At 71.1% G+C, this 14933-nt stretch carries 12 protein-coding genes and 1 pseudogene; 6 read left to right on the top strand and 7 right to left on the bottom strand.

The features are described from left to right. Positions 1–7 precede the first annotated feature (7 nt). Positions 8–436, bottom strand: a complete 429-nt coding sequence (locus tag QQM72_RS03970) for a PPOX class F420-dependent oxidoreductase (RefSeq protein ID WP_314219361.1) — start codon at positions 434–436, stop codon at positions 8–10. Between the two features lie 105 nt (positions 437–541). Between QQM72_RS03970 and QQM72_RS03965 the strand changes: the two genes are divergently transcribed. Further along, positions 542–955 (top strand): roadblock/LC7 domain-containing protein, encoded by a 414-nt coding sequence (locus QQM72_RS03965; RefSeq protein WP_314219360.1) that lies wholly within the window; start codon positions 542–544, stop codon positions 953–955. A gap of 138 nt (positions 956–1093) precedes the next feature. Continuing rightward, positions 1094–1990 (top strand): DUF6397 family protein, encoded by an 897-nt coding sequence (locus QQM72_RS03960; RefSeq protein WP_314219359.1) that lies wholly within the window; start codon positions 1094–1096, stop codon positions 1988–1990. Positions 1991–2000: 10 nt separating this feature from the next. Here QQM72_RS03960 and QQM72_RS03955 read toward each other — a convergent pair whose 3' ends face one another. Both QQM72_RS03955 and QQM72_RS03950 read right to left on the bottom strand, forming a co-directional pair. Next, positions 2001–2867: an acyl-CoA thioesterase gene (locus tag QQM72_RS03955; RefSeq protein WP_314219358.1), complete on the bottom strand. Its 867-nt coding sequence runs from the start codon at positions 2865–2867 to the stop codon at positions 2001–2003. A 31-nt stretch (positions 2868–2898) separates the two neighbouring features. After that, entirely contained in the window at positions 2899–5412 is a 2514-nt protein-coding gene (locus QQM72_RS03950; protein ID WP_314219357.1) for a DEAD/DEAH box helicase, read from the bottom strand. 145 nt (positions 5413–5557) lie between these two features. Between QQM72_RS03950 and QQM72_RS03945 the strand changes: the two genes are divergently transcribed. Next, positions 5558–6352, top strand: a complete 795-nt coding sequence (locus QQM72_RS03945) for a metal-dependent hydrolase (protein ID WP_028806162.1) — start codon at positions 5558–5560, stop codon at positions 6350–6352. A 44-nt stretch (positions 6353–6396) separates the two neighbouring features. On the opposite strand, the gene QQM72_RS03940 is transcribed toward QQM72_RS03945, so the two are convergent. The 4 genes from QQM72_RS03940 to QQM72_RS03925 form a co-directional block, all read right to left on the bottom strand. Then, entirely contained in the window at positions 6397–6654 is a 258-nt protein-coding gene (locus QQM72_RS03940; RefSeq protein ID WP_314219355.1) for a type B 50S ribosomal protein L31, read from the bottom strand. Between the two features lie 90 nt (positions 6655–6744). Beyond that, positions 6745–7215, bottom strand: coding sequence for a DUF5709 domain-containing protein (locus tag QQM72_RS03935; protein ID WP_314219354.1), 471 nt, complete (start codon positions 7213–7215; stop codon positions 6745–6747). A 615-nt stretch (positions 7216–7830) separates the two neighbouring features. Continuing rightward, positions 7831–9675: an ABC transporter ATP-binding protein gene (locus QQM72_RS03930; RefSeq protein WP_314219353.1), complete on the bottom strand. Its 1845-nt coding sequence runs from the start codon at positions 9673–9675 to the stop codon at positions 7831–7833. Next, positions 9672–11522 carry an ABC transporter ATP-binding protein gene (locus QQM72_RS03925; RefSeq protein WP_314219352.1) on the bottom strand — a complete coding sequence of 617 codons (1851 nt, stop codon included), beginning with the start codon at positions 11520–11522 and terminating at the stop codon, positions 9672–9674. The genes QQM72_RS03930 and QQM72_RS03925 overlap by 4 nt, the downstream gene beginning before the upstream one ends. Before the next feature lie 288 nt (positions 11523–11810). Between QQM72_RS03925 and QQM72_RS03920 the strand changes: the two genes are divergently transcribed. The 3 genes and pseudogenes from QQM72_RS03920 (at position 11811) to QQM72_RS03910 (ending at position 14800) form a co-directional block, all read left to right on the top strand. Beyond that, positions 11811–12563 (top strand): hypothetical protein, encoded by a 753-nt coding sequence (locus tag QQM72_RS03920; RefSeq protein ID WP_314219351.1) that lies wholly within the window; start codon positions 11811–11813, stop codon positions 12561–12563. Positions 12564–12628: 65 nt separating this feature from the next. Next, positions 12629–12991, top strand: a pseudogene (locus tag QQM72_RS03915) (leucine zipper domain-containing protein); the annotation flags it as partial. A gap of 312 nt (positions 12992–13303) precedes the next feature. After that, positions 13304–14800: a cation:dicarboxylate symporter family transporter gene (locus tag QQM72_RS03910; RefSeq protein WP_314219647.1), complete on the top strand. Its 1497-nt coding sequence runs from the start codon at positions 13304–13306 to the stop codon at positions 14798–14800. The last annotated feature ends 133 nt before the right edge of the window (positions 14801–14933 follow it).

Here is a 14933-nt window from a genome sequence, read left to right as displayed (position 1 = left end):
GGCCAGGTCAGTCAGCGATGTTCTTCTGCGCCAGAACCTTGTCGACGGCGACCCGGACGAGCAGTTCGCCCGGCACCCCGTTGCGCGCACCGAACTCCTCGGCGCGCTCCTCGCCCATGTACCGCGCCGCGATCCGCGTCGCCCACTGCCGGACCTCGGCGAGGTCCTGCGAGATACGGGCCCGGCCCCGCAGCACCACGTAGTCGAAGGGCGGCCGGTCGTCGTCCATGCACAGGGCGACCCGGCCGTCCCGCGCCAGATTGCGCCCCTTCACCGTTTCCCCGCCGGTGTTGAACACCACCTCGTCCCCGTCGAGCAGGAACCAGATCGGCACCACATGCGGACTCCCGTCGGCCCGTACCGTGGACAGCTTCGCCGTGCGGGTTCCGTACGTGACGAACGCCCGCCATTCCTCATCGGTCATCTTCTGTGCCATGCCGCCATCCTCCTTGCTCCCGCGGCCGCTCCTGGGGAAGGCTGGCGAGCAGATTCTCCAGCGAGGCGGAGGGTCACACGGGGAATGTCACACGGGGAGCGGGACATGGCGCAGAACCAGGGACTGGGCTGGCTGTTGGACGACCTGACGGAGCGCGTCGACCACGTACGGCACGCACTCGTCCTGTCCAACGACGGGCTGGTGGCGGGCGCGAGTGCGGGACTGCCCCGGGAGGACGCGGAGCACCTCGCCGCCGTTTCGTCCGGACTGCACAGCCTGGCGAAGGGATCGGGGCGTCACTTCAGCGCGGGCCGAGTGCGCCAGACGATGATCGAGTTCGACGACGCCGTGCTGTTCGTCACCGCCGCTGGCACCGGCAGCTGTCTGTGCGTGCTCAGCGGGGCGGAGGCCGACATGGGCCAGATCGCCTACGAGATGACCCTGCTCGTCAACCGGGTCGGAGAGCACCTCACCGTGGACGCCCGGCAGCCCGACCGCGCACCACTCGAAGACCTCTGAACTGTACCTTCGCCTTCCTCCGTGGAGTTATCCACAGGCTCGCCTCGCTGTCGGCGATTCCGGCTACGGTTTTTTCCGAGGCCACCGCCGACCGTGCGGGCCTGCTTCACTCCACTTCACTCCACGGGGGAGACGACCATGTCCGGCAACACCGTCACGCAACCACTTTCCGCTTCCTGCACGCCGAGCCGGGCAGCGCGGGAGCTGGATCTGAAGCGGAGCGAGTTCGACCTCGCCGTGCACCTCGGGCGCATCAGGACCATGCCCGACGAGGGCGGAGGGGGCCGTCGGGTGGCCCGGGCGGAGATCGAACGTCTGCGCTCGGACCCCAATTTCCCCGAGGCACTGCGCGCGAGCGTGCTGGCCGTGGGCACCGGCGAAGGCGCCGCCGTCATGGGCGTGCCCCCGGCCCGGTTCACCCGTCTCGCGCGGCTGGGACTCGTGGTTCCGGTCAGGTTCTATCTGAACCGCTATCGGGCCGTCGTCTGGCTCTATCTCGCCGACGAACTCAAGCAGTTCGCCACTGACGGGACCAACGCCTTCCTGCTGACCGGTCGCACACCCGAAGTGCTGCGGAGCCAGCTGGATGCGGGTGTCGACCTGCGGCCCCGTAACTGGCGGGGACGCCACCTCGGCTTCTTGCACCGACAGGCCGAGGGCCCCTGGCAACGCGCCGGAGTCCTGGCCGGGTTCCTCGACCCCCTCCAGGTCGCGGCGGTCGTCGAGGACCCCTACGAACGCTCCCACCTGAACAGGTTCCGGCCCCGGCCGCCCGCCCACGGCACCCCCGGCACACCGGCCGCGCACCTCGTGGAGAAGATCATGACGGCCGACGACCCCGACGAGATCGACTGGCTGAGGTACGACCTGGAACGAACCCTGGCCGAGGCACGGACCGAGCAACCCGCGCCACGGCCTGCCTGGAAACCGGCCCCGGCGCCCCCGGCCGGGCCACCGGACCGGCCCGAGGAAACCGACCCGCCCGACCGGCCGACCCGCGGACTGCTGACCTGGCTACGCCGCCGAAGCGGCTGAAGCACCGGATCTACAGCGCCCTGAACAACCCTTCCTGGACGACGGACACCAGCAGGCGTCCCTCCAGGTCGTAGATCCGGCCACGGGCCAGCCCGCGTCCGCCGGTGGCGATCGGCGACTCCTGGTCGTACAGGAACCACTCGTCCGCGCGGAACGGTCGATGGAACCACATGGCGTGGTCCAGCGACGCCATGTCGAAGTTCCGCGGACCCCACAAGGGCTCGACCGGTAGACGGACGGCGTCCAGGAGGGTCATGTCACTCGCGTACGTGAGCGCGCAGGTGTGGACGAGAGGGTCGTCGCCCAGCGGCCCGACGGCACGCATCCACACCGCGCTGCGCGGCTCCGCGTCCCTGACGTCCTCGGCGCTCCAGCGCAACCGGTCCGCGTACCGGATGTCGAAGGGCTGACGGCGCGCCATCCGCTCCAACTGCTCGGGCAACTCGCCCAGATGCTTGCGGATCTCTTCGACGACCGTCGGCAGGGACTCCGGATCCGGGACCTCGCGAGCCGGCGGCAGCTGGTGCTCGAAAGGACCTTCCTCAGGCTTGTGAAAGGAGGCGGTGAGATTGAAGATCGTGCGCCCCTGCTGCACGGCGGTGACCCGGCGGGTCGTGAAGGACCGCCCGTCCCGCACCCGTTCGACCTGGTACACGATCGGCACACCCGGTCGGCCCGGACGCAGGAAGTACGCGTGCAGCGAGTGCACCGGCCGGTCTCCCTCGGTGGTACGGCCGGCCGCGACCAGCGCCTGGCCCGCCACCTGGCCGCCGAAGACCCGCTGCAGGGACTCCTGCGGGCTGCGGCCGCGGAAGATGTTGACCTCGATCTGCTCGAGGTCGAGCAGGTCTACGAGCCTCTCGGCCGGATTCGTCATCGGTGCGCTTCTCCTGTGCCCTCTTCGGTACTCACAACTGGCCGACGGCGGTGACCCGGACGACCGCGCGGCCCTCGGCGTCGGAGGCCGTGAGGTCGACCTCCGCGCTGATGCCCCAGTCGTGGTCGTCGTTCGGGTCGTCGAAGATCTGCCGGACCCGCCACAGGGCGTTCTGCGGCTCCTCCTGGATGACGAGCAGCTTGGGGCCTCGCGCGTCCGGGCCGGTGCCGAGGTCGTCGTACTCGTCCCAGTACTTGTCCATCGCCTCGCCCCAGGCGTCGGCGTCCCAACCGGACTCGCCGTCCATCTCACCGAGTTCGGCTACACGGTCGAGAGCGGCGAGCTCGACACGGCGGAACATCGCGTTGCGGACCAGGACCCGGAAGGCACGCGCGTTGGCCGTGACCGGCTTGACCTCGTCGGCCTTCTCCTGGGCCTCCTCGGCGGTCATCTCCGCCGGGTTGGCGAGCTGCTCCCACTCGTCCAGCAGACTCGAGTCGACCTGGCGCACCATCTCGCCCAGCCACTCCACCAGGTCCTGGAGATCCTCCGACTTGAGGTCGTCCGGGACGGTGTGGTCGAGGGCCTTGTAGGCGCCGGCCAGGTAACGCAGCACGATGCCCTCGGTGCGGGCCAGCTCGTAGTGGGACACCAGCTCGGTGAAGGACATCGCCCGCTCGTACATGTCACGGATGACGGACTTCGGCGACAACGGATGGTCGCCGACCCACGGGTGGCTCTTGCGGTAGGTGTCGTACGCGTGGAAGAGCAGCTCCTCCAGCGGCTTCGGGTACGTGATGTCCTGGAGGCGCTCCATCCGCTCCTCGTACTCGACGCCGTCCGCCTTCATCGCGGCAACCGCCTCACCACGCGCCTTGTTCTGCTGAGCGGCGAGGATCTGACGCGGGTCGTCCAACGTGGACTCCACGACGGAGACCATGTCGAGTGCGTAGGAAGGCGACTCCGGGTCGAGGAGTTCGAACGCGGCCAGCGCGAAGGTGGACAGCGGCTGGTTCAGAGCGAAGTCCTGCTGAAGGTCCACGGTGAGGCGGACGACGCGGCCGGAGGCGTCCGGTTCGTCGAGCTTCTCCACGACCCCGCCGTCCAGCAGGGAGCGGTAGATCGCGATCGCGCGCCGGATGTGCCGAAGCTGCTGCTTGCGCGGCTCGTGGTTGTCCTCGAGCAGATGCCGCATCGCCTCGAAGGCGTTGCCGGGCCGGGCGATCACCGACAGCAGCATCGTGTGCGTGACCCGGAAGCGGGACGTCAGCGGCTCCGGCTCGGACTCGATGAGCTTGTCGAAGGTGTTCTCCGCCCAGCCCACGAATCCTTCGGGCGCCTTCTTGCGCACCACCTTGCGACGCTTCTTCGGGTCGTCACCGGCCTTGTTGAGGGCCTTCTCGTTCTCGATGACGTGCTCGGGAGCCTGCGCCACCACCAGACCCGCCGTGTCGAAGCCGGCCCGGCCGGCCCGGCCCGCGATCTGGTGGAACTCACGGGCCCGCAGGGTACGCACCCGGTTGCCGTCGTACTTGGTCAGCGCCGTGAACAGCACCGTCCGGATGGGCACGTTGACGCCGACGCCGAGGGTGTCCGTACCGCAGATCACCTTCAGCAGGCCGGCCTGGGCGAGCTTCTCCACCAGACGCCGGTACTTGGGCAGCATGCCTGCGTGGTGGACGCCGATGCCGTGCCGCACGTACCGCGAGAGGTTACGGCCGAACTTCGTGGTGAAGCGGAAGTTGCCGATCAGGTCGGCGATCCGTTCCTTCTCCTCGCGCGAGCACATGTTGATGCTCATCAGCGCCTGCGCCCGCTCCACCGCCTGCGCCTGCGTGAAGTGCACGATGTAGACGGGCGCCTGCTTCGTGACCAGCAGGTCGCTGAGCGTCTCCGTCATCGGGGTGTACCGGTACTCGTAGGACAGCGGCACCGGCCGGGTCGCCGAGCGGACCACCGACGTGGGGCGGCCGGTGCGCCGGGCGAGGTCCTGCTCGAAGAACGACACGTCGCCGAGCGTGGCCGACATCAGCACGAACTGCGCCTGGGGCAGCTCCAGGATGGGGATCTGCCACGCCCAGCCGCGGTCGCCCTCCGCGTAGAAGTGGAACTCGTCCATGACGACCTGACCGACATCGGCGTTCTTGCCGTCGCGCAACGCGATCGAGGCGAGCACCTCGGCGGTGCAGCAGATGACCGGGGCGTCGGAGTTCACCGACGCGTCGCCGGTCAGCATGCCGACGTTCTCCGTGCCGAAGATCTTGCACAGCTCGAAGAACTTCTCCGACACCAGCGCCTTGATCGGAGCCGTGTAGAAGGTGACCTCGTCACGGGCGAGAGCCGCGAAGTGCGCGGCCGCCGCGATCATGCTCTTGCCGGAGCCGGTGGGCGTCGACACGATCACGTTCGCCCCGGAGACCACCTCGATCAGCGCCTCCTCCTGGTGGGGGTAGAGCGTCAGACCACGCTCCTGCGCCCAGGACTCGAAGGCTTCGTACAGGGCGTCGGGGTCTGCGGTCGGCGGCAACTGATCGATGAGGGTCACGCCCCCATCTTGCCTGTCCTCCTCCCTGATGGGGGAATCGGATGCCGGCCCGAAGATCACGACCGCTACGCTGTGTCGCCGACGGAGCGTCAACGCACCCGGTCAACTGGACAGCGGCATTCGAGGAATAGGGCGGGCACCGGCCATGATGGGACCAGCACACTCACTGTCGGGCGCGGCCGCCTGGCTCGGCGTCGGTGCGGCCGCCGCCGCGGCCGGGCACACGATGCCCTGGCCGGTCCTGCTCGCGGGTGCGCTGATCTGCGCCGGAGCCGCGCTCGCCCCGGACCTCGACCACAAGGCGGCCACCATCTCGCGGGCCTTCGGACCCGTCTCGCGCTGGCTGTGCGAGATCGTCGACAAGCTCTCCTACGCCGTCTACAAGGGCACCAGGAAGCAGGGCGACCCGCGCCGCTCCGGAGGCCACCGAACCCTGACGCACACCTGGCTGTGGGCCGTCATGATCGGCGCGGGCGCCTCGGCGCTGGCGATCACCGGTGGCCGCTGGGCGGTCCTGGCGCTTCTCTTCGTGCACATGGTGCTGGCGATCGAGGGGCTGCTGTGGCGGGCGGCGCGGGGATCCAGCAGCGATGTGCTGGTGTGGCTGCTTGCCGCCACCAGCGCCTGGATCCTCGCCGGCGTCCTGGACAAGCCCGGCAACGGCTCGGACTGGCTGTTCACGGACCCGGGCCAGCAGTACCTGTGGCTGGGGCTGCCGATCGTGCTGGGCGCCCTGGTGCACGACATCGGCGACGCCCTGACCGTCTCGGGCTGCCCGGTCCTGTGGCCCATCCCGATCGGGCGCAAGCGCTGGTACCCGATCGGTCCGCCCAAGGTGATGCGGTTCCGGGCCGGCAGCTGGGTCGAGCTGAAGGTGCTGATGCCGGTGTTCATGCTGCTCGGGGGAGTGGGCGGCGCGGCCGCCCTCAACTACATCTGACGAGCGACCCGACGGCAGCCGTCGGCGGTGGCGACGGCAGCGGTTCAGGTCATCGCCCCGCCGTCGCCGTAGCGCCGCTCGAACCGCGCGACCCGGCCCTCCGTGTCCACGGTGCGCGCCTTGCCGGTGTAGAAGGGGTGGCTCTCGGAGGAGATCTCCACGTCCACGACCGGGTACGTCTCGCCGTCGTCCCACTCGATGGTCTGGTCGCTGTGGGCGGTGGACCGGGTCAGGAAGGCGTAGCCGGCGGTCCGGTCGCGGAACACGACCGCGTGGTAGTCGGGCTGCTTGTCCTGCTGCATGAGGGCTCCTCGTGCGATGGCGATGGCGCTGCCGCCGGAGGGGGAGACGGCGGCGACGGGTCGGGGACGGCCGGGGCCGCCGAGGACGGGTCAGCCGGACAGGGCGTCCTCGTCGACGATGTGCATGGCGGCCTCCTCGGCGGAGGCCGCCGCGCCGTCGATGCCCACGTCCGTGGCGATCAGTGCGCTCTCCTCGTCCTCGTGGGCTCCCTCGTCCGGCGCCACGAGCCTGCCGGAGCGAGCGGAGCCGACCTCGTTGTCGAGGAGTTCCCCGTCGGTGCCGTCACAATCGCCGAGGCCGTCGCCGTCCGGCGCATCGGGCTCCGGAACCTCCTCCGCGAGCCGCTGATCAAGGCTCTCGCCCTGTCGGCGCTCCGCGGCGGTCACACCGTCGTGTTCCACCGCCCAGGGGCGGTCCGGCGGGGACCAACCGCGATCGAGAGGGTCTTCGACGCCGTCGTTCTCCAGCGTGTCCTCGGCATCGAGCAGTCCCGAGTCTTCCTGGATGTCGGACGCGTCGGGCTGGTAGACGTCGTCCCCCCATCCGTCGGCACTGTTCACGGGTACCTCCAGGGGGTGACGGCCCCGTACTCTTCGCGGTCGGCGGCGGGGTGCCGCCGCACGGGGCACCGGTCGAGCGCGGTGTGTTCCGGAGGGATCCCGACTGTCTTCCGCGCGGGTGCCGCTTTCCAGCGTTCCACCCCGCTTCGGGACCGCGCAACGCCAGAGGACGTACGAAGGCCGCGCCGGGCCGCCTTTGCCCGGGCGCGGGGGCCGCGACCCGAGGCCGCTCCCGTCCCCGGGGCACGCAGCCCGCAGCCCCGCGAGGGGGCAGCCGAGGGCACCGGCGGCGGCACCGGGCCGTACGTCGCCCCCGCCCCCGACACCTACACCGGCACTGTTACCGGCCCGGACACTCGCGCCGGCGCCAGCACCGTCACCGGCGCAGACACCAGCGCGAGCATGGACACCGGCACCGGCACCGGCACTGACCCGGGCACCGGGACTGACCCAGGCACCAGCACTGGCCCGGGCACCGGCTCCGACCGAGACACCGGCACCGGCTCGGGTGCCGGTTCAGCCACCGACACTCGCCCATGCACGCGCGCAGGCACCGCCGCGGGCACTCTCGTGCCTCGCGTCGGTGCCTGCCTGCCGCTCCCGCCGCCTCGCTTCTCAGTCGTGCCACGACCGCCAGAGGGCCGCGTACGCGCCGTCCGCCGCGACCAGATCCGTGTGGCTGCCCAGCTCGCTGATGCGGCCGTTCTCGACGACGGCGATGACGTCGGCGTCGTGGGCGGTGTGCAGACGGTGGGCGATGGCGACGACGGTGCGCCCGTCCAGGACCCGGGCGAGGGACCGCTCCAGATGGCGGGCGGCACGCGGGTCGAGCAGCGAGGTCGCCTCGTCCAGGACCAGCGTATGGGGATCGGCCAGGACCAGCCGGGCCAGGGCGATCTGCTGGGCCTGCGCCGGGGTGAGCGCGACACCGCCGGAGCCGACCTCGGTGTCGAGGCCGTCGTCCAGGGCCCGGGCCCAGCCGTCCGCGTCGACCGCGCCCAGAGCCGCCCACAGCTCGGCGTCCTCGGCACTCTTGGCCGTTTCGGCGCCCTCTGCGGCCGTCGCGGCTTCCTCGCTCGGGTGGAGTCGCGTGTGGGGGAGGGCGAGCCGGAGGTTGTCGCGCAGGGAGCCCACGAAGACGTGGTGCTCCTGGTTGACGAGCGCCACATGGGAGCGGACCCGCTCCGCCGTCATCCGCGACAGCTCGGCGCCGCCGAGAGTGATCCGGCCGTCGCGCGGCGCGTAGATCCCGGCGAGCAGCCGCCCCAGTGTGGACTTCCCCGCACCCGACGGCCCGACCAGGGCCAGCCGGGTGCCGGGGGAGACCTCCAGGGTCACCTTGCGCAGCACGTCGACGCCCTCCCGGTAGCCGAAGTGGACCTGGTCGGCGTGCACGTCGCGCCCGTCCGGCACGAGCCCGGAGTCTCCGCCGTCCGGCTCGATGTCGCGCACTCCGACGAGGCGGGCGAGCGACACCTGGGCCACCTGGAGCTCGTCGTACCAGCGCAGGATGAGGTTCACCGGGTCGACGAGCATCTGCGCCAGCAGTGCGCCCGTAGTCAGCTGGCCGACCCCGATCCAGCCCTTCAGCACGAACGCTCCGCCGAGCATGAGGACCGAGCTGAGCACGGTGACGTGCACCATGTTGATGACCGGGAAGAGCACCGAGCGCAGCCACAGCGTGTAGCGCTCCCACGCGGTCCACTGCTGGATGCGCTGCTCGGAGAGCGCGATGCGGCGGTCGCCCAGCCGGTGGGCCTCCACGGTGCGGCCGGCGTCCACGGTCTCGGCGAGGGCGGCGGACACGGAGGCGTAGCCGGCGGCCTCCGAGCGGTAGCCGGCGGGCGCCCGCTTGAAGTACCAGCGGCACCCGGCCACGAGCAGCGGTACCGCGACCAGGACGGCCGGCGCCAACGGCGGCGCCGTGACGACGAGCCCGCCGAGCAGCAGCAGGGCCCACATCACGCCGATCGTCAGCTGGGGCACGGCCTCGCGCATCGCGTTGGCCAGCCGGTCGATGTCCGTGGTGATGCGGGACAGCAGATCGCCGGTCCCGGCCCGCTCCAGCACGCCCGGCGGCAGCCGCACCGAGCGTACGAGGAAGTCCTCACGCAGGTCGGCCAGCATCCGCTCGCCGAGCATCGCGCCGCGCAGCCGCACCTGCCGTACGAAGGCGGCCTGGACGACCAGGGCGAGCACGAACAGGGTGGCGACGAGCCCGAGATGGAGCTCGCGCGCGCCGTCCGACAGCCGCTCCACGAGGTCACCGAGCAGCCAGGGACCCACCATCGAGGCGATCGTGGCGATCGTGTTCACGAGCAGGAGGAGCAGAAGGGCGCGGCGGTGCCGGCGCAGGAGTTCGGCCACGTAGGCGCGGACGGTCGCGGGGGCGCCGACGGGCAGCGTGTTCGCCGTCGTCGGTGCCGCCGGGTCGTACGCGGGCGGCGCCACGCCGATCATGCGGTCTCCTCGATCTCTTCGCGTTCGATCTCTTCGAGTCCGTTGTCTGCCAGACCCTTCAACACACCGCTCAGTGAGGGCTCTTCGGCCTCGAGGGCCTTGCCCAGCGCGGCTTCCTCCTCGGTCTCCCTGGTCACCACGGCCCGGTACCGGGGCTCGGAGCGCAGCAGTTCGCGGTGCACGCCCACCGCGACGGCCTCGCCCTCGTGCACGAGCACCACCCGGTCGGCGCGGTCCAGCAGCAGGGGGGACGAGGTGAACACCACCGTCGTGCGCCCCGCCCGCAGTTCGCGCAGCCCCTCGGCGATCCGTGCCTCGGTGTGCGAGTCGACGGCGGAGGTGGGCTCGTCCAGGACGAGGACCTCGGGGTCCGTGTACAGGGAGCGGGCCAGCGCGAGCCGTTGCCGCTGGCCGCCGGAGAGGGACCGGCCGCGTTCGGTGATGCGGGCGTCCATCGGGTCGTCGGCGTCCAGCGAACCCTGCACGAGTGCGTTGAGGACGTCCCCGCACTGCGCGGCGGCCAGCGCCGCACCCGCGTCGACCGCACCCGAGGCGGGCACGTCGAGCAGATCGCGCAGGGAACCGGACAGCAGCACCGGGTCCTTGTCCTGGACGAGGACCGAGGTGCGCGCGGAGTCCAGCGGCAGCTCGTTCAGCGGGACCCCGCCGAGCAGTACCGAAGGGCTGTCCTCCGGGGGATGCCCGCCCAGCCGCTCCGCCAGCTGTCCGGCCGCGTCCGGGTCGCCGCACACCACCGCGGTGAGCCGGGCGGAAGGGGCGAGCAGCCCGGTGGCGGGGTCGTACAGGTCGCCCGAGGGAGCGTCGGCCGCGCGTGAGCCGCCGATGTCGGTGACCCGTTCCAGGGACAGCACCCGGGCGGCACGTCTGGCCGAGGGGCGGGAGAAGGAGTAGGCCATCGCGATCTCCTCGAAGTGCCTGAGGGGATAGGCCAGGACCATGACGGAGCTGTAGACCGTGACCAGTTCGCCGACGGTGATGCGGCCCTGGCGGGCCAGGTGGACGCCGTAGCAGACGACCGTGATCAGCAGCAGGCCGGGCAGCAGCACCTGGATGGCGCTGATCAACGACCACATGCGGGCACTGCGCACGGCCGCGTGCCGGACCTCCTGCGAGGCGCTGCGGTAGCGGTCGAGGAACAGTTCCTCGCCGCCGATCCCGCGCAGCACCCGCAGGCCGGCCACCGTGTCGGAGGCGAGTTCGGTGGCGCGTCCGGCCTTCTCACGCTGGACGTCGGCCCGTCGCGTCGCCGGGGGCAGCAGGGGCAGCACCGCGAGCGCGAGAACGGGCAGACCCACGGCGACCACCAGGCCGAGCGCCGGCTGGTAGACGACCAGGCCGACGCAGACCAGCAGGACCGTGAGGGCCGCGGCGGTGAAGCGGGACACGGCCTCCACGAGCCAGCCGATCTTCTCGACGTCGCCCGTGGAGACGGCCACGACCTCACCGGCCGCGACCCGCCGGGTCAGCGCGGAGCCGAGCTGCGAGGCCTTACGGGCGAGCAGTTGCTGCACCCGGGCGGCGGCGGTGATCCAGTTGGTGACGGCGGTGCGGTGCAGGAAGGTGTCCCCGACCGCGGTGGCGGCACCGCACAGGGCCATCGCGCCGCCGGTGAGGGCGAGCCGGGTACCCGAACGGTCCACGACGGCCTCGATGGCGAATCCGACGCAGAACGGCTGTGCCGAGACGGCGACGAAGTGCAGCAGCCCCCAGGCCAGGGACTTGAGCTGGCCGCCCAGCTGGTTACGGCCGAGCCACCACAGGAAGCGCGGTCCCGAGCGTGCGTCCGGCACACCCGGGTCGGGGTACGGAAGGTCTTGGATCTGCATGACGTCCCAGTGGCTCGAGTCAGGGGTAGGGGGAGAAGAAGACGGAGAGGGAGGAGGAGGGCGACGGGAACATGGGAAGGCGGGAGACGGGAGACGGGTAGGGGGAGGCGCGGACGGACGAGCGGAAGGTCCGCGGGGAGCGGCAACAAACCGTGCAAGGTTCGCGTCGCAGCGTGGTCAAAATCAACCGGTTTTCCTTGGCGGCGGCCGGATCCGGCAGCTGTCCGACACGGCCCGGATGTCCGGAACCTGCCGCTGGCGCCCGGAAGGTGGTGCGAGCATGGGCCGATGCGACCTGGCTGTGTGCGACGCGCGGGAGCCGCGCCGGTGATCTGTGGCCTGCTGCTCGCGGCCTTGTCCGCGTGCGGTGGCGCGGCCGTGCGACACGTGAGTGACGGCACGTCGGGAGTGGCCGGCGGGAGAGGCGGGACCTCGGCGAGCGGCGCCGCGACGACCGGCGTCCCGGGGGTCGGTGACCGGCTGCGACGGCTGATCCCCGCTGTTTCCCGCCAGGTTGTGGCGGTGTACGGCGACGGGAAGGACTCCGCGGACGCCACCGTCGTGCTCTACGCCAGACGGGGACCGTCCTGGGAGCGCGTCCGGAGCTGGCGGGGGCACAACGGCAAGAAGGGCTGGACCGCCGAGCACCACGCAGGTGACAACCGCAGTCCGGTCGGCGTGTTCACGCTCACCGACGCGGGCGGTGTCCTGGCCGATCCCGGCACCCGGCTGCCGTACACGCGGTCGGCCTCCTTCGCGGCGCCGCGCTGGTGGGCGCGGTCGCACTGGCACGACTTCGACTACGTCATCGCCATCGACTACAACCGCGTCAAGGGCGCCCCGCCCGACGACCCGACGCGGCCCGAGGGTGAGGAGAAGGGCGGGGGGATCTGGCTGCACATGGACCACGGCAGCGGTACGTCGGCCTGCGTCAGCCTGTCCCGCGTGGCGATGGAACACCTGCTGCGCACCCTCGACCCGGATCGGCATCCCGTGGTGGTCATGGGGGACAGGGACGCGCTGAAGGCCCAGGTGTATTGATCACGAGCGTTGTTGACACTCGGTGCTCGGGTTGCTGAACGGCGACGACCACCGGTGTGGTGGAGCTGTCCAGGACTGCACCGCACGGAGGTCTTCGTGTCCCACCGTCATGCCGGCCGACCGTTCATGGCAGGCGGCTGCTCGTCGAGCGGGTCCGCTAGGGCCGCCCGGTCACCCATGTGGCCGCCGGGATGGGCATCTCGCGAGCCACGGCCCACAAGTGGATCCGCCGCTGGCGTCGTGAAGGCGAGGCCGGGCTTCTCGACCGTTCCGGCAGGCCGCACCGGACGCCGCACCGCACCCCGGCGACGGTGCAGGACCGGGTGTGCCGGCTGCGGCGGGACCGCAAGCTCGGCCCGGCCCGCATCGGCCCCGTTGTGGGCCTGCCGGCCTCCACCGTGCACCGCGTCCTGACCCGCCACGGCCTCAAGGCCCCGGGACCGGCGCCATGCCGGCGCCACGACGAGCGAGCGCTGCCGGCTGTACGGCTCGGGCGGCTGCTACGACCGGCGACTCACCACGAGGCAGGGGGTGCTGACCGAGGATCACGCGGGCTGCTGAGCCGGAACGCGTGCGACGCGTCCCTCGGGGCGGGATTTACACAGCGGAAACGCGCAGGTCTCGTGCGCGATCAACGGCACCTTCACAGTGATCGCTACGGAAGCCGCTTTCCGCATCGCAGAAGTTCCGTCCGTCCCCGTCAGGGCTTCAGCGTGCCGTCATCCCCCCAAGGAGTGCCCGTGCCGCCGTCCGTCCCGTCCCTGCCGCGACGCGTCGCACGCATACTGCGTACCTCACTCTTCGCGCAGGTCGCCTGCGCGCTCGTCCTCGGAATCGTCGTCGGAAAGCTGTGGCCCGACGTGGCGACGGCTCTCCAACCGCTCGGCGACGGTTTCACCCGGCTCATCAAGACGATCATCTCGCCCCTGGTGTTCTGTGTGGTCGTCGTCGGCATCGCCAAGGCCGGTGACCTGAAGGCCTTCGGCCGGATCGGGCTCAAGGCCCTGATCTGGTTCGAGGTCGCGAGCACGCTCGCGCTGGTCATCGGGCTGCTCGCCGCCAACGTCGTCCAGCCCGGCTCGGGAATGAACGTCGACCCGTCCACCCTGGACAGCTCGGCGGTCGACGCGAAGACGGGCGGCGGTTCGCTGCCCTCGACGACCGAGTTCGTCGTGAACGCGCTGCCCACCAGCTTCATCGGCGCCTTCGCGGAGAACTCCCTGCTCCAAGTGCTCATCCTGGCCTGTCTGGTGGGCGCCGCGCTGCTGCACCTCGGCCACACCAAGGTGCCGAAGGTCCTGCCGGCCGTCGAGCAGGCGCAGGAGATCATCTTCGCGATCGTCGGCTTCGTCATGCGGCTGGCGCCGATCGCCGTGTTCGGTGCGATGGCCGTCCTGATCGGCAACTACGGCCTGGGCGTCATCGAGACCTACGGCAAGCTGATCGTGCTGTGCTACGTGGCCGCCGCCCTGTTCATCACGCTGCTCGCCGTCGCCCTGCGGCTGGTCACCGGTCTGAGTCTGTGGAAGTTCCTGCGCTACATCCGCGAGGAGATGCTCCTCGCGCTCGGCACCGCCTCCACCGAGTCGGTCATGCCGCGCGTGATGCAGAAGCTGCGCAAGGCCGGCGCGCGCGACGACGCCGTGGGCCTGGTGCTGCCCACCGGCTACTCCTTCAACCTCGACGGTGCCTCGCTCTACCTGTCCATCGGCACCCTGTTCATCGCCCAGGCGGTGGGCGTGGACCTCAGCCTGGGCCAGCAGATCACCGTGGTCCTGGTGCTCATGCTCACCAGCAAGGGCATGGCCGGCATTCCCGGCTCGGCCTTCCTCGCCCTCTCCGCGACCGCCTCCTCACTGGGGGCCATCCCCGCCGGCGCCGTCGCCCTGCTGCTGGGCGTGGACCGCATCATGGACTCGATGCGCGTCGTCACCAACCTCCTCGGCAACTGCGTGGCGGTCTTCGCCGTCTCCCGCTGGGAGGGCGCGCTGGACCTGGAGCGGGCCAGGAAGGTCCTGGACGGCGAGACCGTCGCCACGCCGGACGAGGAGCCGAACGGCCCCGCGAAGCCGGAAGGCTCCGGGCGTCCGGAAGGCTCCGAGCGGTCGGCCGGTTCGGCCGGTTCGGCCAGTTCGGAGAGTTCGGAAGTGGTGGTGGCCGGGGTTCCGGTGGCCGTCTCCGCCGGGTCCGGGCCTGGGTCCGGACCCGGCAAGGAGGCCACCCCCGAGACCCGTTGACCGGACGGCGCTGACGCGTCAACGGGCCGTGGCCGCCCCTCCAGCAATACGGAGGGGCGGCCACGGCCCGTTCTCACGGGGTTCAGCAGTTGCGTTCCTGCCCCTGCCCCTGCCCCTGCCCCTGACCCTGCCC

This window comes from Streptomyces zaehneri, assembly GCF_032248645.1.
Taxonomy (GTDB): Bacteria; Actinomycetota; Actinomycetes; order Streptomycetales; family Streptomycetaceae; genus Streptomyces; species Streptomyces coriariae.
The sequence above is the reverse complement of the archived record's forward strand: the minus strand, read 5'-3'. Positions and strand labels throughout refer to the sequence as shown.